The sequence below is a fragment of the Solibacillus cecembensis genome (genome assembly GCF_050272495.1).
GTDB classification, from domain to species: Bacteria; Bacillota; Bacilli; order Bacillales_A; family Planococcaceae; genus Solibacillus; species Solibacillus cecembensis.
This window is the reverse complement of the sequence record NZ_JBNNMF010000023.1, coordinates 15,532-40,208: the sequence shown is the minus strand read 5'-3', so window position 1 is coordinate 40,208 and position 24,677 is coordinate 15,532. Positions and strand designations below refer to the sequence as shown.

The following is a 24,677-nucleotide window of genomic DNA, read 5'->3' as shown; positions in this document are numbered from 1 at the left end:
CAAATTACAAGTTCTACTAGAAGGTAGCTTTTAGTCTATCTTCTATTTTAGTGCTTAGGACCACTTTTATCCCAAGTGGTCCCTTTTTTATTTCACTCAAACAAGCATAAGCGAATAAAAAAGGACATTGGATTTCTTATGGTTAGGTTTCGCATCACTTCAAAATTTAACCTCCCCTTTTTCTTTATTTTGTGAGGTTTTAAATATGTTATGTGCAACATTTTAAATATAAAAAAATGAAATTACTTGTTTCGCTAAGCTGCTGTTGGGGTTGAGGTACAAACGTGGTCTTCCTAATAGCTCATTTAGTGTGACAGTTTGTTCAGTAAGAAGTTCAAGGTCTAATTCCGCGCACTTGGTCAAAACTCTACCTTTATTGCATTTATTTCATTGAATATTTTCTATAATATCTATTTTTTTAGGAAGTAGTCGAATACCAAGAAACTTCCAAATTCCAATCATAAATATATGTGTAGTACTATATTTTGATACTATATTAGACAATTTAAAAGACACCCGTATTGTTTATGTATGAGCTTAAAATTTATTATAAATGTGAGGTGACAAAAAAATGAGTGAAGTAAATTCCCCCAAATTTAACTATGACGATTGTTTTGACAAGAATAAATATTATTTGCCCACAATTAAAGCCATTGATAATTTCCTTATTTCCTCTCCCGAAGTCGTTGTCCCGAATGTAATTATTCCAACGATAAATAGATATTTTTATATTGCTACAGCAAATATAAACCTTGTAAATGGGGCAACTATACCTGCGAGTTTATTTACTGATGACCAAGGCAATCCAGTAACAGAGTTCAAAATTTTCAACCCTAACGGATATGTTAATCTTTACATTAATGCGCTAATGCAAGAAGGCGGTATTTATGCCGTTTCTCCAAATTCTTTAACATTTTTCCCAACTATAGGAACGATTTTTGCTAGAACTCCAATCGTAATCGAATCATTGGGATTTACAACGATTTCGGGTTAACAATCTACCCAATCACAAGGTTTATAAGAAAGATGCTTTTAGCCTATTTACTACGGCAACTCCCCCATTCATATGACCCTTAATAACCTTTTATGAATCAGAATCATCAAAGCACAATATTAGTTGAAATTGTGGTAAATTAAGGGTCAGTACCATATCTATTTAGTGTGATTCTTAATACTTCATTGGGGAGGGCTATACAAATGAGCATTGAAAAGGAATATTTGAGGGTCATAAAAGAAAGGTTCAAGAGTGTTAAAAGCCTGGGAGATAAGGCAATTGAACAACTTGTAGAAGAAGATATTCATTGGGCATTAAATGCGGAATCGAATAGTGTTGCCATTATCATATCGCATTTAAGCGGGAATATGGTGTCAAGATGGACAGATTTCCTAAACTCTGATGGGGAGAAACCCTATAGAAATCGTGAACAGGAATTTGTTGACGACATCTCATCAAAAGCGGAATTGATAGCGACTTCAGAAATCGGGTGGAATACTCTTTTTGAAGCATTAAATAACTTAGAAGAAAAAGATTTATTAAAGGCTGTTTTGATTCGGGGAGAAAACCATTCGGTCATCGAAGCAATTGAAAGACAATTAGCCCATTATGCTTATCATATTGGGCAAATTGTTTACATTGGAAAACAAATTAAAAGTGAGAATTGGGAAAGCTTAAGTATCCCAATAGGCCAGTCAGATTCCTATTTACAGCAGATGCTAAAAAAGCATCAGCCAGAGTGATAAAGTAAACAGGGATTTTAGTGATTTTTTCAAACTCATCATTTAGCTTAAGAATAATTACAGAATAATTCCACATACTATTTTTCATTACGGTATAAGGAAGTGATTGATTTGGAAAACAACAAAATTGCCAATCTAAGGCCTGAACAACTTAACGAGTTAAAATCCCTCGAAGAAAAATTAGAAGTGACGTTGATTGCCTATGACCCCTCTTCATCTGGAAATCATACTGGACATGACAATCGATTAAATACAAGGAATCCATCATAATATCCCCTTCTACAGTGTTTAGATTCGTCCAAATCTAAACACTGATTTTTTTCAATCCATTTATCGAACATCTCATTTCAAAAATTCTTTCATTTGTTTTAATTCAGCAATTATATAATCAATCTGCTCTTGCATGCTTTCTGTTTTTTGGGATTGATCGGTCGAGCTTTCAGAACTTTGATTTTTTTCGTTTTTTAACGCGTCCAATGCAAGTGCAGCAGCTATCGTTTGTATACCATCCCCTAACGTAGAAATTGCTGCACCGATATAAGTAAGTTGCGCAATGAAAAGTTCCTGGGATTCAGTTGATTGATTACAATTTTTTTTATTGTTATCCATGGTCATCTCCCCCATTTTTTGATAAAAAGCAAAAAGCCTTCCTATCATCATATGCATTTTATAATGGAAAACAGAATAACATGGATTTTTTCCCCATCGCGAACATTGTGTGTTTTTTAACACATCTATTTCTTACATTCACTCGCAGACAGGCACTTGCTAAATAAAACTTTAATATGATGTATTTAGAGGAGTGATAACGATGCAGTGGCTTCAAAAAGTCCGTCATTTAACTGGGCAACCTATTGGAATTTCGTTAACAAACGGGCAAGGGACTTCTGGTATTTTATGCGGTACTTCTAATGGCAAACTTCAAGTTATTGAATACTTATATCAAGCACAATTTGCGTTAAAACAATACGACTTTTATATGATTCAGGATATTCATGGATTTCCACCTTGTCAGAACCAGCGACCACTATATTAATGCGGGTATCCCTCTATTGTAGAGGGATATTTTTGATTATCGCTATCTTCATTAAACTTCATCAAAAGTTTGCACAAACATTCCTTCATTCTCTAACCACTCCGCAATAAATACATTACGGACATCTGTTACGTTTTGGATTTTAAGTTGAATCATTAACCAGTCCTCGTCCCTACCTAGATCACTCAATTCATCACTTAACAATTCCCCATCTCGAATTAATGTAACGGGGATATGCACTTGTTTTGGAGCTTTATGAAAATCTTCTTGGGTCGTCTTTTGGTAAGGTGATTTTTTCATAATACTAATGGATCCGTTCGCTTCTAAATAGCAATAAGCTACTTCGCGTATCGAAAAAGTTTCTGATTGCCTCAACAGACTTTGGAGTTGATTAATATTCATCCGATTTTTCTTTAATTGGTCCCTATTTACAATCCCATTTCGGATTAACACGGATGGTTTACCTTCAAAAAGCAAACGTAATTTAAGTGATTTCTGCCCCAAATACTCAGCAATTAACAAAAGTAAAGACCATAACACCATAGAGTAAATCAAATAGAATAATCCTGCCTTTTCATCATAAAGTGCGTTGCCTAGCAGTTCCCCAAGTACAATCGCAGCTATGAATGTAAAGGGGGTTATTTGATTTATGATTTTCTTTCCTAATATTTTTATAAGGATAAATAATAGAAAAAAAGCAACGATTAGTTCCATAGTTAAATAAAAGATATTCACTCATTCACTCCCCCTTCAAAAAAGAACTATTGTCATTATTAACTTTTTAGGAGGGATTAAACCATTTTTAACTAAAGGTCCAATTTTTCTTGTACTCCCCTGTACATTTTTCCATCTTCAGAAAAATAACAATTTTGGAACAGCATCTTTCTGATTTTTTGCTATACTTAATTTATTGTATAGCAGGGGGAAATTATATGGATGCTTTAACAACTTTGCAAAATATTTTGGACTATATCGACGAGCATATTAAAGACGACATTAGTCCAGATATTTTAGCTGCACGAGCCGGATATTCAACATGGCATTTCTGCAAAGTATTTCAATGGGGTGTTGGATATTCTTTAATGACTTATGTAAGGAACCGTCGTCTGGCGTTTGCCGCATATGAATTATCTTCTGGTCGGAAAATTCTAGATATTTCACTGGAATACGGCTTCGAAACGCACTCAGGTTTTAGTAAGGCTTTTCGTCGTCATTTCGGCTGTTCACCGGGAACTTATCGCTTACATACGCATTGTAATCGACCGTTACCACCAAACCTCCCCCTCACAAGCAAATATTTGATTGGAGGAATTATTATGGAACCGAAATTTGTTACACTTCCAGCTATAAAACTTGCTGGGTTTGCTATCAAAACAACTGCAACAGATGGTGAAAACTCAAAAGCAATCCCCGCTTTTTGGGACGACTATATGAGTGGTGGAAAGATGGATAAACTTCACGCCGAAAACTTCATTAAAAAACATGATGAGTATGGGGTATGTTTTCAAGTAGATATGGAAACCGGCGAATTTGAGTATGTGATTGGTGTTGAGCCGATTGACGGTGCAGAAATTCCAAATGATTATCATGTTTGTGAAGTGCCGCCCGCAACTTATGCCGTATTTTCAACACCGCCTTGCTCTGCTGAAGAATTTGCCCAAAATATTCAAGGCACATGGCACTACATTTTCAATGAATGGTTTCCGAAGTCGGGTTACGAGTATGCACCAAATTGTGTAGACTTTGAACTATATGATGACCGATGCATGGGTGATGAGGGGAAAATTTGTGATATTTATATTCCGGTCATTAAAAAGTAAAGGTAAAAACAGTAGCCACAGCGTATGATTTCGCTGCGGCTTTTTGTTTATCTACAAATGATCCTGGGCATAATAAACTTAAAAAAAGGGAGTGATATTTTGAAGTTCTTATTAGTTATCTCAAGTATCGTTGTGCCTGTTGTGATGCTTTATCTACAACATAAAAGCGATTCGTTTAGAACGATTTTTAACATTGTAGCGATTATTTCCATCATCATTTTTGGTAGTCTTGCTTCAACGTCCATTTACCAAGTCATTATTGATGATGCTGTGTTTATGACTACCATTCACGGGCTCTTCTTAAATCCCGTTTTCTTGGTGACTGGCGCTTACCTCGGGACATTTGTTATTTACAGATTAATGATGCTGACATTGGAAGAAAGATAACATTTTCGTGCATTCATTTCATTCCATTTTCAAAACAATTTTACCCTGCGCATGCCTAGCTTCAACTTTCTTCAGCGCTTCAAGTCCTTGCTCGAATGGATAAACCTGTTCAACGATGATGCGGATATGCCCATCAGCTACTTCGGTTGCTAATGTAATTAACTTCCTCTGTATTTCTGGATGATGCTTAATTTGCTCAGCGGTAATCTGTCGCTCTGTCTCAAATTGATCACCTGAGATCGTGATGACTTTACCACCATCCTTTACGATTTTCATACTTGTTACGCCCGTACCCGGTTGAATTGCCAGTGCAGCATCAACTCCATCCGGCATCCAAAGTCGCACCTGTTCAGCCCATGTTTCGTCTACATAATCGACTACTTTCTCAGCACCAAGAGACAACATATAAGCATGATTTTTTTCAGATGCAGAACTTGCTACGCGGTAACCATCGGCGACTGCTAATTGAATGGCCAATGTACCGATTGCGCCAGAAGCCCCAGCAATAAATACTGTATCTCCAGTTTTAAGTCCAAGTGCTTTTCCCCCTTCCAATGCTGCTTTACCTGCAACAGGAAGCGCCGCCGCATCAATAAAACTAAGACCATTTGGCATGCTTATCAGCGCGTCTTCAGAAATGGCAGAGAAGTTTGCCCAAGTTCCACCTTTTGGCTGCATATTGTTAATAAATAAAACTTGATCCCCAATGATATAGTTCTTTACATTTTCTCCGATTTCGACAATCGTACCTGCTCCTTCGATTCCAATTGGATAAGGGTATTTCGCATTTGATGGTCTAAACCACCGATTATGACTCCCTACACCAATCGCTTGCATGTGGACAAGGACTTCATTCTTATTAATAGTAGGGATGGCAATGTCCATAAGCGTCAAGTCATTCGACTGTGCTTCATGCAGAATTCCGATTGCTTTCATCATTTTCATCAATACACCCCTCGTTTAGTTGAAGATAAACATTAGTAATTTATTTTTGAAGAGCCAATTTCACCCCTAAATTCGCTTAATGTATACTACACTTACCAATGGTGCGCTATAAATCATTTCCTCGTCTGAATCGTAAAAGAAATAGGCCCCGTCCTCTACCGTAACTTCATCCACACCATCTACATTGTCTGTAATTAACCCTTCACTCCCATATGCAACTGCTACTTCATACTCCATTAAAATACCCCCCTTTTAATATAGTAAATTTCAGTAAAGTACATCATCGAATATAGCATCCGTGTTAATAGATTATTCAAAAAATAATACTGACAGAAATTTTGATTTAATATACAATTTAGTTAGTTGATTATCGTTTATTCGTTCTATTTTTTGAATTTACTACTAGTAAAACTATATGCGGTATCATCCATATATATTTAATCACTGACTTGAAGTTTCTTTTCGCGGATTTATATTTATTTGAAACAGGATGCTACGTAGCTTAATACATTTACTTTCAATCTAGGTGCGAATCGTAAGTGCACATGAAATTGCTGGGAGATTCGCACCTAAATCATCCTCATTATTTCACTGATTAACTACGGGAAATAGTTCTAAATTAATTTCCAATGAATTATTTTAATGTTTTTTGTGAAAAGTCGTATTTTTACGCTCTTTTTCACTGTCACTTACTTCATTGGGAGTGTGGATTGAAATAATTTCGTTTATTAAGTGCAATTTACTCATGTCGTCACTTTCTTCACCGGGAATGTCGATTGAGAAAATTAAATATCAGAAAGGATGTTGAATAATGGGAAGCATGTTATTAGAACAGGTTAAACACACACGTCAGTTTTTAAGACACGATCAGCTTAAAACAATTTTCGAAGAATTTGATGCACAATGTATGGCTTTAAGTGAGGAGCAGCGTTTAGAGAAATATCGCACAATGCTCGACAGTCCTTTCCGCTTTTTCCGTGGAAGTGCGTATTTATTTTATTACGACATGACAAAAACGCCGTCGATTTTCCATACAGCCGATGCCAAGCCTACTTGGATTCAGGGAGATATGCATATGGATAACTTTGGTGCATTTCAAAATGAAAAAGGTGACATTGTTTATGATGTCAATGATTTTGACGAAGGCTATGTCGGTTCTTATTTATACGATGTCATCCGTATGAGTATTAGTATCGCGCTCTATATCGAAGAACAAGGTTTACATAAAGACAATCAAGAAGTGGCAATCCAGTATTTCCTGCGCAGCTATATTAATCAGTTATCACGATTCCAACGTAAACAGGATGACCCGCTTACATTGACGTTTATGAAAAACAATACAAAAGGTCCAATAAAAAAAGTGTTGAAAAAGCTTGAGAAACGCCAGCATTCACATTTTTTACAAGATATTACGCAGATCAATGAAGAAGGCAATCGAGTTTTCTTATGGAATGAGGAAGTTCAACCTGTATCAATAGAAGAATTTGAAGCTATTACTAAAGCATTACCAGACTATTCTATTAAAGATATCGCCATTAAATATGGCTCTGGTACGGCATCCATCGGTTTGAAACGCTATTATATTTTAGTAGATGGCGAGACTGACGCACGTGGCATAGAGGATTTAGTATTAGAGATGAAAGAGGTACGTACAGCTATTCCTGCGTATTTCCTACCGTATCATAAAACATTTTGGGCTCATTATGAGCATCAGGGAGCGCGTGTTGTCGGGACGCAAAAGGCTATGCACCATTTAGAAGATCCCCATTTAGCCTATGTGACAATGGATGATCAGGAATACTATATTCGCGAACGTTCTCCCTATAAGAAAAAAGTAAAGCCGAAAAACTATACAGATTTAGATGATTATTATGTTACCACTTCGATTATGGGGCGAATTGCGGCTAAAATTCATGCCCGCGCAGATATCGATTATTCTGATGTGTTCACCTACCATAGTGAGGATGAAATTTTAAACGCAATCGGCAAACATCAAGATTACTTTATCGAAAGCGTCACTTTACAAGCGATGCACTATAAAGAACTTGTCTACTCTGACTTTGAGCTATTTAAAGATTGGGTGAACGACACGTTTAACTAAAAACAACCCGAGTGAACATCGTGTTTCGTTCACTCGGGTGTTTATTTATACAGCGGACTAATTAATTAATCAACTCTAACCCTTCCTTAGCAATAATAGCATCACGAATATCTTTCGGGATTGTTGTACTTTGCTTCGTTTCTAAGTCAATTACAACTAAAGTACCTTGCCCTGTTGCAATTAGCTTTTCGTCATGTGATGAAAGGATATAATATTCTAAATCAAATGATTTGTTTCCAATTTTTGCAACTCTTACGCCAATTTGAAGTGTATCAGGAAAAAAGGCTTCATTATGGTAATGACAACTTAAATCTGCGGTAACAGCATTTACTGTGCTATTAAAAAAACGTAAACTGTCTAGGTATTCGACACGAGCCTGTTCAAAATAGACAAAGTAACTCGTATTATTAACATGACCAGACATATCCGTTTCGCTATAGCGGACTTTACTTTCAATCTTAAAATTAAACTTTTGAAGCCACTCATTTAAAGTGGGTGCTATATATGTAGCTCTAGCCACCATTCTTCCTCCCTTTTGTAAAGCTAAATTCTTTTCGCTGAGCTTTTATTACCCATGTATTTCTGCGTTGTCACAAATCTGCACGGCTCATCTTATTTGTTGGTTGTTGAAGTTGTTTTTGTAAGCAAATGCTGCTGAAACCACTTTAAGGATTCTTGACTTGCCTGGTCAAACGTCGGGCCATTGTACACATCGAAATGGCCTCCTGGTAGTTCTAATAATTTTTTGGGTTCTTTTGCTTGTTCTTCAAATGACTCAATAATTAAGTCAGGTGGTGTAATCCCATCCTCCATTGCCGCAATGATCATTAATGGTGTAGGCGATATAAAATCAATAAGGCCCGCTGGATTGTATTCAACATAATGCTCCATAGATTCTAACGTAATTTCATTTTTCCATGTAGGAGCTACTTTCTCAGCCTTTTCTGTAAACCATTTATATGCATCGGGATGTGGCTGAGCTGCGATACCACTTAAAGAAACGACAGGATACATCTTTCGCTCTCCGTTAACATAACGCTCCGTACGATAATTTGTTAAGTTTTGCATAAAATCATTAAACTTTTCAGAAACCATTTTTCGTTGAGCACCTTTTCGACCATTAATCGTAGGTACTTGTGCAACTACCGCTTTTACACGTTTATCTACGGCTCCAATATGCAGGACATGACCACCACTGTAAGACGTCCCCCAAATCCCAATCTTTTCTACATCTATTTCGGGTAATGTACTAATCCAACTAATGGCATTTCGATAATCTTTAATTTGTTCATTCGGTTCTAAATGTTGTGGTAAGTAACTTTCGCTTTCCCCAAAATTTCGATAATCAAAAACTAAAACTGCAAACCCACCTTTACAAAATACTTCTGCATACCGGTCCAAAAAAGCCTCTTTCACTAAACTAAAACCATGCGCCATCACAATAGCTGGCACTTTGCATTCCTCACTCGCATTTTGCGGCATATAAAGCCATCCCGCGCATTGAAGCCCTTCACTTAAAAATTTTACATTTTCTCTTTTCATAGAACATCCCTCCTACTCTCCATAACTAGCAATATTCATGCCAACTATTCGTTTAATTGGAATCGCTTCATTTTTTTCACAAGAGCAGATTGACTAATCCCTAAAGCTTCAGCAGTTTTCCTAGTCGTTTTATACAGTTCAAGCTTTTGATAAATTATTTTCTTTTCGATTTCAAGTAAAATGGACTTTAAAGGTTGCTGTAATGGTGAATAATGACTTTGTTTAATAAATGGCAAATCACTCCATGAAATTTCATTATTTTCAGATGTCACCACAAGACGTTCTATCATATTTTCCATTTCTCTTACATTGCCTGGCCAATCATATTCATTGAAAAGTTGAATGCTTCCAGGCGCAAATTTGACCTTTAGCCCATACTTTTTATTTTTTTGCTGTAAAAAATAATGAGCGAGAGGTGCCGTATCTTCTGGTCTATCGCGTAAAGGAGGGATAAAAATAGGGACAATATTTAAACGATAAAATAAATCAAGCCTAAATTTCCCTTCCTTCACTAATGCTTCTAAGTCTTTGTTTGTGGCAGAAACAACACGGACATTTAATTGAATATTTTTCCGTCCACCTATTCGCATAATTTCATATTCTTGAAGAACGCGCAAAATTTTCGCTTGTAAATCTAATGGCATATCTCCAATTTCATCTAGAAAGATTATCCCTCCATTCGCTTGTTCAAAAAGTCCCGGTTTACCACGTTGATCCGCACCCGTAAACGCCCCTTTCTCATAGCCAAACAGTTCGGATTCGAGTAATTGTGCAGGTATGGCGGAGCAATTTACTTTTATTAAAGGTTTACCAGAGCGGGTGCTTTCTCTGTGTAACAAATTTACAATTACTTCTTTCCCAACCCCTGATTCCCCTTGTAAATAAACCGAAGAATCTACCTTCGCAATTCGATAAACCATTTTTAATACCTTTCGAAAAGCTTTACTTTTTGCAACGACACCAGGAATTTCAGGTAATTCTTCAACAGAAAAATCATCATGTATAGGTTTGTTTTTTAAAGCAAGAGAAAGGATTTGGTCTATTCTTAAATTATTTAACTCATTGATATCCCTAATATTTAAAACAACTTTTTCAACCTGTTTATTCGCATCAAATACAGGACTTCCAGTAATTAAAACATCTACACCACGGATCGTAACAACGCCTGAAACCGGACGTTTATGACGAAGTACTTTTAATGCGATCGAATCATTAATCTCTCCATCTTTTAACGCATTCTTTACATTCCCACCAACAAATTCGTGAATTGGAAAACTACAAATTTTAGAAGCGTTTTGATTCATATAGAGACAATCCCCATTTTTATCAATTAAACAAAGACCATCAAAACTATGTTCAACAATTATCTTTTCAATAGGATTCACAAAAACACTCCTTCTACGATGAAACTTTTCATCACTTGATTACTTAATTCATCACACAAAATAGAAAATCCTTTAATTTTAAAGTAAATATAAACTATTTCACTTGGCACGTTTATTGCTCATTAATAATTAAGGACAAAAAGAATGGAGGTGATAAATATGAATCCACTGTTGAATTTATCCCGAAATATAAAGTTATCTCTTTCCTCAATGGAACATACCGTTATTCAAGAGGATTCAAAACGTGTTGATTATACGGCAAGTTCAAAGTCACCTCTTTCTTCAGTCGAATATTCTGTTAATCGAAGTTGTGCAAATTGTAATAAGCAAAGTTGTACTGAACGATAATTTCAATCGAATATGTTTCTTATTATTTCTTTACATTACTCTTCATAAAGGAAAGGTGAATAAAATGAAAAGAACACTACCAAATTCCATAACTAACAACTTAGAGTTACCCGTTATAGCCGCACCAATGTTTTTAGTTTCAGGTCCTGAACTCGTCATAGCTAGCTGTGAAAACGGTATCATTGGCTCTTTTCCATTACAAAATGCAAGAACTATCGAAGTATTAGAGGATTGGCTAAAACAACTGACAACTACTCTTAGTCAATTAAAGGCTGACAATCCAACAAAGAAAATCGCTCCTTGGGCAGCTAATCTCGTTGTGCACCGGTCTTATGATCGAATGGACCAAGAGCTTGAGCTAGTCAAAAAATATCAGCCTCCTATTGTCATTACAGCTTTAGGAAATCCAGGTCGGGTAATAGAAGCTGTCCATAGTTACGGTGGCTTAGTGTTTGCGGATGTAAACTCTATTCCATTTGCAAAGAAAGCTGCAGCTACCGGAGTTGATGGTTTAATTTTAGTGACTTCTGGTGCTGGTGGACATACAGGGATGGTGAATAATTTTGCCTTTATTGAGGCTGTTCAAGAATTTTGGAACGGATATATTGTTTTAGCTGGAGGCATGTCTACTGGGCAAAGTATTTTTGCAACAGAGGCTTTAGGTGCTGATTTAGCTTATATGGGCACGAAATTTATCGTTGCTGAAGAAAGCAATGCCAGCCAAGAATATAAGGAAATGTTATTACGAACAAATAGCGAGGACATTATTTTAACGGATGCATTTACCGGCGTACCTGCCAATATGATTCGCGAAAGTATTGAAAAGGCTGGATACGAAGTTAGTAAATTAAAGAAAAAAGAAAAAATTGACTTTGAACAACCTCTTAATGCGTCAAAAGCATGGAAAGATATTTGGTCTGCTGGTCATGGTGTTGGTCATATTAAAGAAATCCAACCAATGGCTACTATAATTCAAACATTAAAAACTGAGTATGATGAAGCAAGAGTTGCTTTAATAGGCAATAAAAAATTGCAGGAGGAACTTCTATGACAAACAGTGTAGAAACGAAATTTTACAATCCATATTTTGAAGAAAACCTTTATGGACCTGCTAAAGATGAAATGTTTATTGAGAATCTGAAAGTGATTGAGGGTGAAGTACCAACAGATATTTACGGGGCATACATCCGTAACGGTCCTAATCCAAAACATGAACCAAAAGGACGTTATCATTGGTTTGATGGTGACGGTATGCTACACGGTGTTTATTTTAATGATGGAAAAGTAAGTTATCGCAATCGTTATGTGAATACGAAATCGTTCCAACACGAAGCAATAGAAGGTCGAGCTCTTTGGACAGGATTAATGGAAAGTAAAAAAGAAAATCCATTTTTTGAAAAAGAGAAAAACACTTCAAATACAGATGTTGTTTTCCATAATGGTAATTTACTAAGTTTGTGGTACCGTGCTGGCCAACCTTATAAAGTCGATGCTCTTACTTTAGAAACAATAGGTGTTGAAGATTTTGGCGGTAAATTGACAGGCAACGTTTCAGCTCACTCTAAGGTCGATGAAAAAACAGGCGAATTTCTATTTTTTGATTATGGCAATACGTATCCATATATGATGTATGGGGTTGCATCTGCCACGGGTGAACTTGTTCATTGTGTGCCGATTGAATTACCAGGACCACGGTTACCTCATGATATGGCCATTACTACAAATTACTCAATTTTAATGGACTTACCATTATTTAATGATCCTGAGGCTGCAAAATTAGGGTTTTATAAATCGAAGTTTTTCCGAGAGTTACCAAGTCGATTCGGTATTATCCCACGTTATGGTGGTGCAAATGAAATTAAATGGTTCGAATCATCCCCTTGCTATATTTACCATGTAGTAAATGCGTGGGAAGAAGGCGATGAAATTGTGATGGTTTGCTGTCGGGTAAAAGAACCACAACCACCTGAATCAAAAGATGACGGCCCATTAGAGCGTATGCTAGCCTTTTTACGTCTCGATGCACAAATGCATTGTTGGCGGTTCAACCTGAAAACGGGTGCCACAAAAGAATATGAATTATGTGATAACAATACAGAATTCCCTGTCATTAATTTAGATTATACAGGTGTGAAATCCCGTTTTTCTTACAATGTTTGTATTTCCAATGGTCGCACATTAGAATTTGAAGCTGTTGCGAAATATGATACATGGACAGGTAATTCGATTCGATACGAGTTTGGTCCAGGTCGATTTGGTACGGAAGGCGCTTATGCCCCACGTCCAAACGCAAAAAGCGAAGATGACGGCTACTTAATCACGTATGTTTATGATCAAAATGAAGATAAATCAGAGTTACTCATTTTAGATGCCAAAAATTTTGATTTAGGACCAATTGCACGCTTAGAAATTCCGCAACGTATTCCAATGGGATTCCATGCAACATGGGTACATGGAGAAAAACTATACGATAAAAAATAAATAAGCGAGGGGTAATGGCGATGATTTTAACAACGAAAAAAAAGATTGAACATTTTACATCTATAGGTTGGTGGGGAGTAAAAACGATTGACGATTATTTAAATGATTTAGTCCAAAATACACCCAATAAATTAGCTATTGTTGACCCAGGAAATAAAACCGCTTTATGCAATAAAGAACATTTAAGATTCACCTATGAACAATTAGATGAAAAAATAAATAGTGTAGCTGAACAACTTTTAACATCTGGTATTGGAAAAGATGATATTGTCGCAATCCAACTCCCTAATATTGTGGAATTAGTTATTACGTATTTTGCAGTTTTAAGAGTGGGTGCCATTTCAAGCCCCTTCCCTGTTCAATTCCGTGAATTCGAATGTACACAGATGTTACAGTCTCTTGAGGCAAAAGCAGTCATTACAATGGATCAAATGAATGATCGTGAATACGCAAAAATGTTTAAGGAAATACAAAAAGACGTACCTTCACTTCAAACTATCTTTACGTATGATGAAAGTGATTTAGAAGGTGTATATACATTTAATCTCGACAAATCTACTATGACTTTTGAAGAATTAAATAAATATAGAGAAAATCTCGATGTATCGGCAAATGATATTTTCACAATTTGTTGGACTTCAGGAACAGAAGGAAAGCCAAAAGGAGTACCTCGTAGTCACAATGAATGGTTAATAAGCGCTTCTGCTAGCGTTGATGGTGCTCAATTAAGTGCTGAAGATAAAATTTTATTAACTTTCCCATTAGTTAATATGGCTGGCATTGGTGGTGTATTAGTACCTTGGATTTTAACGGGTGGGACACTTGTTTTACATCATCCATTTGATTTCCCAACGTTTCTTCATCAAATCGATGCTGAAAAAATCACCTATACGCTTGTACCGCCAAGTTTACTAACGGCAATGATTAAAAAGCCTGCCATTTTAGGCGGTAAAAATATTAGTTCATTGCGTGCAATTGGTACTGGTTCTGCCCCTATCTCACCTTGGTTAATTACGAGTTGGAAAGATGACCATGGCGTAGACTTACTCAATTATTTTGGTTCCAATGAAGGGGCAACATTTTTAAGTGATCTGTATGATGTGCCAGACCCAAAATTGCGTTCGCTTTACTTGCCTCGATTCGGTAGAAAAGGTTTCACTTGGAATAACAAAGTCGCAGAAAAATTCGAAAGTAAAATTGTTGATTTAGATACAGGCGAAGAAATTTTATTGCCTAATCAACCTGGCGAGTTAAAAATTCGGGGCGCCGGTGTTTTTTCTGGCTATTGGAAAGCAGATGAAATAAATGCAAAAATATTTGATGAAGAAGGATATTTCAGCACAGGTGATCTATTTGAAATTATTGCGGAGAATGGCGAAGATCGTTACTACCGTGTAGTGGGACGTTTAAAAGATATTATCGTCCGCTCTGGCATGAAAATATCTTCTCAAGAAATTGAAGATATTATATTAACACATCCAGCTGTTGAAGAGGTTGCGATAGTCCCCTTCCCTGACCGCATTCATGGAGAAATTTCATGTGCCTGTATTGTACCGAATAAAGAACAAGACATTACACATGAAGAATTAAATGATTATTTACGAAATCATAATATTGCATCCTTTAAACTACCTGAAAAAATGGTCATCATACAGGAGCTACCTCGTAATTCAGTAGGGAAAATTATGAAGGCTCATTTAAGTGAACTCGTAAAAAATGAAGTAAAAGCTTAAAAGGAAATCCCTTTTTCTTAGGAGGAATGTTTCATGAACGTATATATATATGACGCAGTGCGAACACCGAGGGGCTCAACTAGGAAAAATGGTTCTCTCAAAGAAATAGAGCCTATCGAGTTAGTCGCTCAACTATTCGAAGCATTAGAAACGAGAAATCACGGTCTACTTGAACAAGCAGAGGACGTTGTATTAGGTTGCGTAACCCAAATAAAAGATCAAGGTTCAAATATTGCGAAAACAGCGGCATTATATGCTGGCTTGCCTTATACTGTACCCGGTATTACCGTTACTCGATTATGTACATCTGGACTAGACGCAGTGGCTATTGCAGCAAATAAAGTACAGAGTGGCTCAGACGAGTTAATTATTGCGGGTGGTGTTGAATCCGTATCCAGAGTACCAATGTTCGCAGATGAAGGTGCATGGTTTTCTAATCCTCATATAAGTGAAACGACAAAGTTTATTCATATGGGCATCTCTGCGGATTTAATCAGTACAATTGAAAATCAGCAAAGAGAGGATTTAGATGCTTACGCTGTACAATCCCATCAACGCGCTTCCATCGCAACAAGGAATGGTGTTTTTAACGAATCGCTTATTCCCGTCAAAAATTCAGATGGCAGTGTATTACTCGCTCAAGATGAATTAATACGAACAGAAATGACTGTTGAATCACTTGCTGGCTTAGAACCGAGCTTCGGAAAGTTCTTCACTCCTAAACAACGTGAAATTGTTCAAGAAGAATTTGAGAATCTTTCTACTATTAAGCATTTACATCACGTAGGAAATTCCCCGTCATTAGCGGATGGCGCTTCGTTAATTGTCGTCGGTTCAGAAACGATACAAACACAACTAGGCATCCCACCAATTGCCCGAATAATTGGTAGCACGAGTGCGAGTGACCATCCGATGTTACTTATAGGTGGACAAAAGGCGGCTAAAAAATTACTAGAGAAAAGTAATTTTACAATGGACGATATGGATGTTATTGAATTTTATGAAGCCTATGCATCTACTACTTTAAAAGCTATGAATGATTGGCAAGTGGATCCTGAAAAATTCAATCCAAACGGTGGTGTAATTGCCATGGGTCATGCATTAGGGGCTACTGGAGCAATGATGATATGTACATTATTAGATGAGCTAACGCGAAAAAATGGGAAATATGGACTTGTTGTTTTAAGCGGTGGTGGTGGTGTAGGTACTGCTATGATTATTGAAAAGCTATGAAAGTTTATATTTAACACGATTACGTTGTAGGATTGAATACAAGTTTCCAATTTAAAAAAGCCGATTTGTCACTAATTGTGTGGCAAATCGGCTTTTTATATTATTTCATGAAGGAGCTAAAATACATGTTAAATCCACGCACTTGTTCTCCGTTCAGGTCATGCCCTTTTCAAATTATTCCGTTACTTCAAATCCTAAACGAATTGCTGGCATTGAAGAACCAGGGTGATCCGTTGAATACGTTAATTGTGGAATTAATGTCATATCCGTAGATAATTCTTGCTGTTTGTAAATTCCTGGGTAAAGGTCAATTAAATGGTGCCCCACATCACCCGTGGCAATAACGTCGAATGTTAAATTACCTTGGCTGTTAAAGGCACATAAATAGCCTGTATATGCATTGTCATACGTTAAATAGTAAGCATTGTCGAACTCAGTCCAACCGCCACCTTTAATCGTAATCGAAATTTTTGTGCCTACTGGTCCTGATTTTGGTGAGAAATCAACAATCGATGGCAAAATACGTAAGTACGCTTGGCCATATACTTCGCCGTCTGCAACTAAATCAAGACGGTGAGGAATTCCTCCTAAGTCATCTGGAACTGGGAAATCATAACTTAAATTACCCGAAGCATCTGTTTTAATTTTATCTAAGGTCATTACCTCTTCACCAAAACCTTTACCACTCACACGACTACCTTTCATCGTGTTCCATACAAGCTCGATTTCAGTGTCTTTTGGTAAACCACTAGATGTTAATTTAACAGGGTCTCCAACAATCCCCTCTTCAACACTCAGTGCAACCTTTACATCTTTCTTTTGCTTAAGTATTGGCATTTCGACACCACCATCTGCTGCAACTGGTGCTGGTTCTACATGGTTGGCAATTGTTGGTGCTACACCTTCTGTAATTTTAAACATGAAGTCTGGTGCTGGTTTATCCGGATAAGGCGATTGCTGGTAGTTAATGTACTGCATACCTAAATAGCCTGTACGTAAACGGATTGCATGATCACCAACTGAACCTGCAGCACGAATTTTTGCTACGGCAGTACCATTTGTAGATATACCCGTCACTAACCCTGTATATTTATTGTCATACGTTAATTGCCAGTTACGCATATACGTACTCCAGCCTAGACCTTCCATTTTAATGGAGATTTCCGTACCAACAGGACCTGATTCTGGTTCCATTACAAACGACGGGTCAACTGTGTAGCCAACTTGCCCGATTTTTTTACCATATTGTTTTACCCAAAGTGTAAAGTCACCTCCAAAGCCTTCTGGAACGTTAAATTTCCCAGCCCATTTACCGGCTGCATCTGCTGTACCTTCAAGTATAGTAATTTCTTTTTCTGTAAACTCCGGACCAATTACGGCATATAAATCTTCTACAATATACTTACCATCAATAGAATTCCACACTAATTCAACCGGTTTATCGGCTGCTAAATCCGTCACATTAAATTCAACTTCATCGCGTACAAAGCCACGTGGTTTCGATAATGTAATATTATTTAATAGCTTTTCTTCAACGGCTTTTTCTTTTTTTGCGGAAACATCTGTTACTTCTTTATCTATATCCACTTTTGTATTGTCCTCTGTGTCTGAACAAGCAGCTAAAGCAATACTACTAGTTAAAGCAAGCAAAAGTAGCCATGTTTTTTTCATTGGAACCTTCATTCAAATATCCCCCTCTTACTCAACCACTACTAAATTTGCTGTCATATCGCCATGACCTGCGCCACAGAAAATACTACAAACGATTTTATATTCCCCTGCTTTTTCCGGAGTGAATTTAACAGAGCCATCTTTGTCTAACTTTACATCTAACCCTTCCACAAACAGACCATGCGTACCGTCTTCAGTTTTCATAGAAAGCGTTACTTCTTCACCAGCTTTTACATAAAACTCTTTTTCGCCAGCTGGACCGTGGAATTCAAAGTTTTTCCCGATAATCTCCACTTTTTGGTTCGTTACCACTTTCGTTAAATCTACTTCTTCTTTTTCTGGTTCCGGTTCTGCATTCGTTTGTAACACTTCATCAGAAACAATTGTTAAAAGTGATGGCGCTACGTTGAACGGCTTGAATTCACCTGTTTGATCCTTGTATTCCGCCTTTACTGTGTAACCAAGTGTACCTGTTGGTGTATCGGCTGTAACAGGATATGCCACTACCCAGAAATTATCATCTCCGTGCTTACCATATGTCATATCAAGAACTTCGCCAGTAGATAAATGCACTTGTACTTTCGCTTCTGTTACTTGCTCATTTGTAATGCCGTCAATAACATTATTTCGAAATACGATTTTGTCACCCGCTGAGAAGCGGCTTGCTAATACACAGCCCCCTTGCTCTGTTACTGTGTCGCCTGTAATAACAAGTGCACCTGCTTCTTTTTCTTGTGGTACCGCGTTTACCTCTGTTTTCTCAGCTGTATCAGTATCATCGCTACAAGCCGTTAAAATCATAGTAGCTGCAAATAATGACGCTAAGATTGATGTTTTCTTTTTCATATTGAACCCTCCTAGTTTATTCTAAATTTTCTAACACTTAATTCACTAACATATTATACCTATACATCCATATACTAACAATAATATTATTTGAAAATCTCGAAAGTTTGATTATTTCATACTTTAGACTGATATTTTATGAGAATCCATTCCTCGTATAAGCTAGTAAACACTTCACTCATAGTGTTTACTTACCCTAAACTGGTACCTTTAACTCCTAGTCCTATATTTTATATTGATATAATTCTTTGCTTAGTAAATTATTTTGGTAGAATGACAAATCAAAAAAATGCTGTGCCAAAATGATATCATTTTGGCACAGCATAAATTTTCCATATAATTATCACACACCTATTGGACCATCCTGGCTAAGTCCAGTCGTTTCAACGATTCGAAAGCGTGGAATAACCTACAAACTTCAAGCCTTCCACTTGTGCAACATCAGCAGCGTAGTGTAAACTTTTCCATTCAAATGTAGCAACACCAACAAAGTACTTTAAGAAAGTGGATATATCACATTTACGAACATTATCTTCAAACTGAAGCCCAGCTAGGATCTCATCAATTTCTTCCTGAGAAATAATGTTTTAATGTCGTGTGAAAACCGCGGTATTTTTTACCCAGTGAGATTCCTCCTGTAAATGTTGGTGTGGTAACTTACCTTTTATATGGAATCTCTCTTTTTTCGCCATCTAACGTTTCAAGCTTAGGCTGAGTGAGTTAATGCCACCACGTTTAACAAGAGGAAATTTGAGAGTTTTACCAATTATCTTATCGTATTTTAAAATTCTTCAAGAAATTCAAGAGTAATAATAACACCAAGTACATACCTTTATATTCCCAAGTAATATATCCCCTAAACTTGTTAATTCACCCTCATTCTTATGAAAATGGTGTTCAAATTAAACTATTTGTTACCCAAGCTTTCGATAATTCTTCAACCATTTGTACTTTTGTAATACTTACCTTTATGTTTTTATTGGTTCCCTTTTTTCAACTTTCTTATATTTTAAAGGTTTTTACATCAATTCACTATGCAAATTTAGATTAATATATTTTTATAATTTCTAAACAAAAAATACTACTTAATTGGATAAATAACACCTCTCCAATACAAAACTATTCATAGTATAGATTGGAGAAAGGAGGTTTTATCACAATTACTCAGGAAATTTAGGTGATTATAGTAATTTCTGTAGAGGTGAAGACTATGCCAATTGTAAGATTGAAATCTCTGAGGGAGAATCTATTTTCTTGTTCAACTAACAGGCAGGTTAATTGATTAGGAATAGCTATTGGCCATACGTCACCCCTACTGTTTTAAAGGAGATGGTAACGGGCATTTAAACTCTAAACGAATTATTTATTAGTATAGTCAAATAAACTAGAACAATAATTTCGAAAATCATACTCTATACAGTCAAGTAATATTTTATCAGCTTGACAATTATTTTAGAAAGGAGAAACTACTAGATGGAAAGTAAGAAATGTAAACATTGTAATTACGAGTGTAATGAAAATAGTAGAAGTTGCAAGCGATGTAACGCTTGGAACCCCTGGGGAAATGAGGAAGATTTAAACCGGGGCTTATCATCTGATGCTACTGCTACTGCTGATGCGGATGCTACCGCTACTGCCGACGCGGATTCTACTGCTGATGCGGACGCTACTGCCGACGCTGACTCTACTGCTGATGCGGACGCTACTGCCGACGCTGACTCTACTGCCGATGCGGATGCTACTGCCGACGCGGATTCTACTGCTGACGCGGACGCTACTGCTGACGCTGACTCTACTGCCGACGCGGATTCTACTGCCGACGCGGATTCTACTGCTGACGCGGACTCTACTGCTGACGCGGATTCTACTGCTGACGCGGACGCTACTGCTGACGCGGACGCTACTGCTGACGCTGACTCTACTGCCGATGCTGATGCTACTGCCGACGCTGACTCTACTGCTGATGCGGACTCTACTGCTGACGCGGATTCTACTGCTGATTCCAACTCTACTGCTGACGTTGACTCTAACGTAGACGCGGATGCTACCGCTACTGCTACTGCTGACGCGGATTCTACTGCTGATGCCGATGCTACTGCTGACGCTGACTCTACTGCTGATGCGGACGCTACTGCTGACGCGGATTCTACTGCTGACGCGGATTCTACTGCTGACGCTGACTCTACTGCCGACGCGGATTCTACTGCTGACGCGGACGCTACTGCTGACGCTGACTCTACTGCCGATGCTGATGCTACTGCCGACGCGGATTCTACTGCTGATTCCAACTCTACTGCTGACGTTGACTCTAACGTAGACGCGGATGCTACCGCTACTGCTGATGCGGACGCTACTGCCGACGCTGATGCTACTGCCGATGCGGACTCTACTGCTGATGCCGATGCTACTGCTGACGCTGACTCTACTGCTGATTCCAACTCTACTGCTGACGCGGATTCTACTGCCGATGCCGATGCTACTGCTGATGCCGATGCTACTGCTGATGCCGATGCTACTGCTGACGCTGACTCTACTGCTGACGCTGACTCTACTGCCGACGCGGATGCTACTGCTGATGCCGATGCTACTGCTGACGCTGACTCTACTGCTGATGCCGATGCTACTGCCGACGCCGATGCTACTGCTGACGCGGATGCTACTGCCGACGCCGATGCTACTGCTGACGCTACTGCTGATGCCGACGCGGATGCTACTGCCGACGCCGATGCTACTGCTGACGCGGATGCTACTGCTGACGCGGATGCTACTGCTGATGCGGACTCTACTGCTGACGCGGACGCTACTGCTGATGCCGACGCTACTGCCGACGCTGATGCGGACGCTACTGCCGACGCTGACTCTACTGCTGATTCCAACTCTACTGCCGACGCGGATGCTACTGCTGATGCGGACTCTACTGCTGATGCCGATGCTACTGCTGATGCGGACTCTACTGCCGACGCGGATGCTACTGCCGATGCGGATGCTACTGCCGACGCTGACTCTACTGCTTATGCGGACTCTACTGCCGACGCTGATGCTACTGCTGATGCGGACTCTACTGCTGATGCCGATGCTACTGCTGATGCGGACTCTACTGCTGATGCGGACTCTACTGCCGACGCTGATGCTACTGCTGATGCGGACGCTACTGCCGACGCTGACTCTACTGCCGATGCGGATGCTACTGCTGATTCCAACTCTACTGCTGACGTTGACTCTAACGTAGACGCGGATGCTACCGCTACTGCTGATGCGGACGCTACTGCCGACGCTGATGCTACTGCCGATGCGGACTCTACTGCTGATGCCGATGCTACTGCTGACGCTGACTCTACTGCTGATTCCAACTCTACTGCTGACGCGGATTCTACTGCCGATGCCGATGCTACTGCTGATGCCGATGCTACTGCCGACGCTGATGCTACTGCTGACGCTGACTCTACTGCCGACGCGGATTCTACTGCTGATGCCGATGCTACTGCTGACGCTGACTCTACTGCTGATGCCGATGCTACTGCTGATGCCGATGCTACTGCCGACGCCGATGCTACTGCTGACGCGGATGCTACTGCCGACGCCGATGCTACTGCTGACGCGGATGCTACTGCCGACGCGGATGCTACTGCCGACGCCGATGCTACTGCTGACGCGGATGCTACTGCTGACGCGGACGCTACTGCTGATGCCGACGCTACTGCCGACGCTGACTCTACTGCTGACGCGGATGCTACTGCCGACGCTGACTCTACTGCTGATGCCGATGCTACTGCTGATGCCGATGCTACTGCTGATGCGGACTCTACTGCTGACGCTGATGCTACTGCTGATGCGGACTCTACTGCTGACGCTGATGCTACTGCTGATGCCGATGCTACTGCTGATGCGGACTCTACTGCTGACGCGGATGCTACTGCTGATGCGGACTCTACTGCTGACGCTGATGCTACTGCTGATGCGGACTCTACTGCTGACGCGGATGCTACTGCCGACGCTGATGCTACTGCTGATGCGGACTCTACTGCCGACGCTGATGCTACTGCCGACGCTGATGCTACTGCTGATGCGGACTCTACTGCCGACGCGGATGCTACTGCTGATGCGGACGCTACTGCCGACGCTGACTCTACTGCTGACGCGGATGCTACTGCTGATGCGGACTCTACTGCTGACGCGGATGCTACTGCCGACGCTGACTCTACTGCTGATGCCGATGCTACTGCTGACGCGGACTCTACTGCCGACGCTGATGCTACTGCTGATGCGGACGCTACTGCCGACGCTGACTCTACTGCTGACGCTGATGCTACTGCCGACGCTGACTCTACTGCTGATGCCGATGCTACTGCTGACGCGGACTCTACTGCCGACGCTGACTCTACTGCTGATGCAGACGCTACTGCCGACGCTGACTCTACTGCTGACGCTGACTCTACTGCTGATTCTGATGCTACTGCTGATTCTGATGCTACTGCCGACGCCGACTCTACTGCTGATTCTGATGCTACTGCTGACGCTGACTCTACTGCTGATTCTGATGCTACTGCCGACGCTGACTCTACTGCTGATTCTGATGCTACTGCCGACGCTGACTCTACTGCTGATTCTGATGCTACTGCTGACGCTGACTCTACTGCTGATTCTGATGCTACTGCTGACGCCGACTCTACTGCTGACGCTGATGCTACCGCTGACGCTGGACACAATACCTTTACAAACGGAAACAATACCGTCATCAACGTAACCGATAATAGTGCTGGATATATAGCTATGACTCTATCTTCACTTATTATGATGCAAAGCTTAATGGGTAACCAGAATTCAGACAATAAAGATGAACTAGTTTCAAAATTCACGATTATGTTGAATGAATTGTTACAAGGAGAAAATAGTAATCGTAAAGCTATACTTGATGCTATTAAATCTCTCAAAAAAGATTAAAAATTAAAAGAATTGGAGGAGGCTACATGTCAAACACAACTGTCTCACGCTGTACAATTCCTACGGAGGAAGATAGCGATAGCCTATATGTGAAAGTCAAAAATAATAACCAAAAACTTAGTCGTCAAATCACCATAAATGCATATAGTAAAAATTCCCCAACAAAAGAATTATTACCTGTTTATGTAGACGACCAATCTACACATATAGATACACTAGAGCCTGAATCAGAGAAAGTCTATAGAATAGATGTGTCAAATGTAAAGGGTTCGGTAATTTTTGAGATTACTCAAAAAATGGGCAGCTCAGGTATTAAGATTTCTAAAAACAGCAAAAACCCCTCTATGGTAGAATTACACATTAAGTAAATGCTATAAAACTCCGGAGCTGACGTAAAAGATTACTTTATGAGTCTTTTACGTCAGCTTCATTAGCTTTTAATATTATGGTACAAAAGATAATTCTGCAAGG

Annotated in this window: 25 protein-coding genes; 16 read left to right on the top strand and 9 right to left on the bottom strand. The window is 39.1% G+C overall.

Annotation, left to right across the window (positions count from 1 at the left end; all coding sequences use genetic code 11):
* Positions 1-571: 571 nt before the first annotated feature.
* The 3 genes from ACQKIH_RS17870 to ACQKIH_RS17860 all read left to right on the top strand — a co-directional run bounded on the left by ACQKIH_RS17870 (position 572) and on the right by ACQKIH_RS17860 (position 2,007).
* Entirely contained in the window at positions 572-994 is a 423-nt protein-coding gene (locus ACQKIH_RS17870) for a DUF4183 domain-containing protein (protein WP_057989185.1), read from the top strand.
* A gap of 203 nt (positions 995-1,197) precedes the next feature.
* Positions 1,198-1,737 carry a DUF1572 family protein gene (locus ACQKIH_RS17865; RefSeq protein WP_057989187.1) on the top strand — a complete coding sequence of 180 codons (540 nt, stop codon included), beginning with the start codon at positions 1,198-1,200 and terminating at the stop codon, positions 1,735-1,737.
* Between the two features lie 111 nt (positions 1,738-1,848).
* Positions 1,849-2,007 (top strand): hypothetical protein, encoded by a 159-nt coding sequence (locus ACQKIH_RS17860; RefSeq protein WP_427768095.1) that lies wholly within the window; start codon positions 1,849-1,851, stop codon positions 2,005-2,007.
* Between the two features lie 72 nt (positions 2,008-2,079).
* On the opposite strand, the gene ACQKIH_RS17855 is transcribed toward ACQKIH_RS17860, so the two are convergent.
* Positions 2,080-2,346 carry a hypothetical protein gene (locus tag ACQKIH_RS17855; protein ID WP_057989189.1) on the bottom strand — a complete coding sequence of 89 codons (267 nt, stop codon included), beginning with the start codon at positions 2,344-2,346 and terminating at the stop codon, positions 2,080-2,082.
* 202 nt (positions 2,347-2,548) lie between these two features.
* Between ACQKIH_RS17855 and ACQKIH_RS17850 the strand changes: the two genes are divergently transcribed.
* Positions 2,549-2,773, top strand: coding sequence for a hypothetical protein (locus ACQKIH_RS17850; protein WP_057989192.1), 225 nt, complete (start codon positions 2,549-2,551; stop codon positions 2,771-2,773).
* A gap of 51 nt (positions 2,774-2,824) precedes the next feature.
* Here ACQKIH_RS17850 and ACQKIH_RS17845 read toward each other — a convergent pair whose 3' ends face one another.
* A complete protein-coding gene (locus ACQKIH_RS17845; protein WP_427768094.1) occupies positions 2,825-3,508 on the bottom strand; it encodes a DUF421 domain-containing protein in 684 nt (227 codons plus the stop codon).
* A gap of 197 nt (positions 3,509-3,705) precedes the next feature.
* On the opposite strand from ACQKIH_RS17845, the gene ACQKIH_RS17840 reads away from it, so the two are divergent.
* Entirely contained in the window at positions 3,706-4,593 is an 888-nt protein-coding gene (locus ACQKIH_RS17840) for an AraC family transcriptional regulator (protein WP_057989193.1), read from the top strand.
* Positions 4,594-4,692: 99 nt separating this feature from the next.
* Positions 4,693-4,980: a hypothetical protein gene (locus ACQKIH_RS17835; protein ID WP_057989194.1), complete on the top strand. Its 288-nt coding sequence runs from the start codon at positions 4,693-4,695 to the stop codon at positions 4,978-4,980.
* A gap of 18 nt (positions 4,981-4,998) precedes the next feature.
* On the opposite strand, the gene ACQKIH_RS17830 is transcribed toward ACQKIH_RS17835, so the two are convergent.
* Together ACQKIH_RS17830 and ACQKIH_RS17825 are read right to left on the bottom strand one after the other, a co-directional pair.
* A complete protein-coding gene (locus ACQKIH_RS17830) occupies positions 4,999-5,925 on the bottom strand; it encodes an NADP-dependent oxidoreductase (protein ID WP_427768093.1) in 927 nt (308 codons plus the stop codon).
* 66 nt (positions 5,926-5,991) lie between these two features.
* On the bottom strand, positions 5,992-6,162 hold the full coding sequence (locus ACQKIH_RS17825; protein ID WP_160320480.1) for a hypothetical protein: 171 nt from the start codon (positions 6,160-6,162) through the stop codon (positions 5,992-5,994).
* Positions 6,163-6,736: 574 nt separating this feature from the next.
* Here ACQKIH_RS17825 and ACQKIH_RS17820 point away from each other — a divergent pair.
* On the top strand, positions 6,737-8,026 hold the full coding sequence (locus tag ACQKIH_RS17820; RefSeq protein ID WP_427768092.1) for a DUF2252 domain-containing protein: 1,290 nt from the start codon (positions 6,737-6,739) through the stop codon (positions 8,024-8,026).
* Positions 8,027-8,087: 61 nt separating this feature from the next.
* On the opposite strand, the gene ACQKIH_RS17815 is transcribed toward ACQKIH_RS17820, so the two are convergent.
* The 3 genes from ACQKIH_RS17815 to ACQKIH_RS17805 form a co-directional block, all read right to left on the bottom strand.
* Positions 8,088-8,546, bottom strand: coding sequence for an acyl-CoA thioesterase (locus ACQKIH_RS17815; protein ID WP_427768091.1), 459 nt, complete (start codon positions 8,544-8,546; stop codon positions 8,088-8,090).
* Positions 8,547-8,638: 92 nt separating this feature from the next.
* Positions 8,639-9,568, bottom strand: coding sequence for an alpha/beta hydrolase (locus ACQKIH_RS17810; protein ID WP_427768090.1), 930 nt, complete (start codon positions 9,566-9,568; stop codon positions 8,639-8,641).
* A 44-nt stretch (positions 9,569-9,612) separates the two neighbouring features.
* Positions 9,613-10,953, bottom strand: a complete 1,341-nt coding sequence (locus tag ACQKIH_RS17805) for a sigma-54 interaction domain-containing protein (RefSeq protein WP_427768089.1) — start codon at positions 10,951-10,953, stop codon at positions 9,613-9,615.
* A gap of 412 nt (positions 10,954-11,365) precedes the next feature.
* Here ACQKIH_RS17805 and ACQKIH_RS17800 point away from each other — a divergent pair, with 412 nt between their 5' ends.
* The 4 genes from ACQKIH_RS17800 to ACQKIH_RS17785 are packed head-to-tail and all read left to right on the top strand — an operon-like array spanning position 11,366 to position 16,748.
* Positions 11,366-12,352, top strand: coding sequence for an NAD(P)H-dependent flavin oxidoreductase (locus tag ACQKIH_RS17800; RefSeq protein ID WP_427768088.1), 987 nt, complete (start codon positions 11,366-11,368; stop codon positions 12,350-12,352).
* Positions 12,349-13,782: a carotenoid oxygenase family protein gene (locus ACQKIH_RS17795; RefSeq protein WP_427768087.1), complete on the top strand. Its 1,434-nt coding sequence runs from the start codon at positions 12,349-12,351 to the stop codon at positions 13,780-13,782. Before ACQKIH_RS17800 ends, ACQKIH_RS17795 begins: the two co-directional genes overlap by 4 nt.
* A 20-nt stretch (positions 13,783-13,802) precedes the next feature.
* Complete coding sequence (locus tag ACQKIH_RS17790; RefSeq protein ID WP_427768086.1) at positions 13,803-15,515, top strand: class I adenylate-forming enzyme family protein; 1,713 nt, start codon at positions 13,803-13,805, stop codon at positions 15,513-15,515.
* A gap of 33 nt (positions 15,516-15,548) precedes the next feature.
* On the top strand, positions 15,549-16,748 hold the full coding sequence (locus ACQKIH_RS17785; RefSeq protein ID WP_427768085.1) for an acetyl-CoA C-acyltransferase: 1,200 nt from the start codon (positions 15,549-15,551) through the stop codon (positions 16,746-16,748).
* 174 nt (positions 16,749-16,922) lie between these two features.
* Here ACQKIH_RS17785 and ACQKIH_RS17780 read toward each other — a convergent pair whose 3' ends face one another.
* Together ACQKIH_RS17780 and ACQKIH_RS17775 are read right to left on the bottom strand one after the other, a co-directional pair.
* Positions 16,923-18,431, bottom strand: coding sequence for a hypothetical protein (locus ACQKIH_RS17780; protein ID WP_427768084.1), 1,509 nt, complete (start codon positions 18,429-18,431; stop codon positions 16,923-16,925).
* A gap of 15 nt (positions 18,432-18,446) precedes the next feature.
* Positions 18,447-19,265, bottom strand: coding sequence for a cupredoxin domain-containing protein (locus tag ACQKIH_RS17775; protein WP_427768083.1), 819 nt, complete (start codon positions 19,263-19,265; stop codon positions 18,447-18,449).
* A gap of 1,597 nt (positions 19,266-20,862) precedes the next feature.
* On the opposite strand from ACQKIH_RS17775, the gene ACQKIH_RS17770 reads away from it, so the two are divergent.
* From ACQKIH_RS17770 to ACQKIH_RS17750, 5 genes are all read left to right on the top strand, one after another.
* Positions 20,863-21,300: a hypothetical protein gene (locus tag ACQKIH_RS17770; RefSeq protein WP_427768082.1), complete on the top strand. Its 438-nt coding sequence runs from the start codon at positions 20,863-20,865 to the stop codon at positions 21,298-21,300.
* A 6-nt stretch (positions 21,301-21,306) separates the two neighbouring features.
* Complete coding sequence (locus ACQKIH_RS17765) at positions 21,307-21,582, top strand: hypothetical protein (RefSeq protein WP_427768081.1); 276 nt, start codon at positions 21,307-21,309, stop codon at positions 21,580-21,582.
* A 6-nt stretch (positions 21,583-21,588) separates the two neighbouring features.
* Positions 21,589-22,494: a hypothetical protein gene (locus ACQKIH_RS17760; protein ID WP_427768080.1), complete on the top strand. Its 906-nt coding sequence runs from the start codon at positions 21,589-21,591 to the stop codon at positions 22,492-22,494.
* A 6-nt stretch (positions 22,495-22,500) separates the two neighbouring features.
* Positions 22,501-24,009 carry a hypothetical protein gene (locus tag ACQKIH_RS17755; protein ID WP_427768079.1) on the top strand — a complete coding sequence of 503 codons (1,509 nt, stop codon included), beginning with the start codon at positions 22,501-22,503 and terminating at the stop codon, positions 24,007-24,009.
* A 223-nt stretch (positions 24,010-24,232) separates the two neighbouring features.
* Positions 24,233-24,574 carry a hypothetical protein gene (locus ACQKIH_RS17750; protein WP_427768078.1) on the top strand — a complete coding sequence of 114 codons (342 nt, stop codon included), beginning with the start codon at positions 24,233-24,235 and terminating at the stop codon, positions 24,572-24,574.
* The last annotated feature ends 103 nt before the right edge of the window (positions 24,575-24,677 follow it).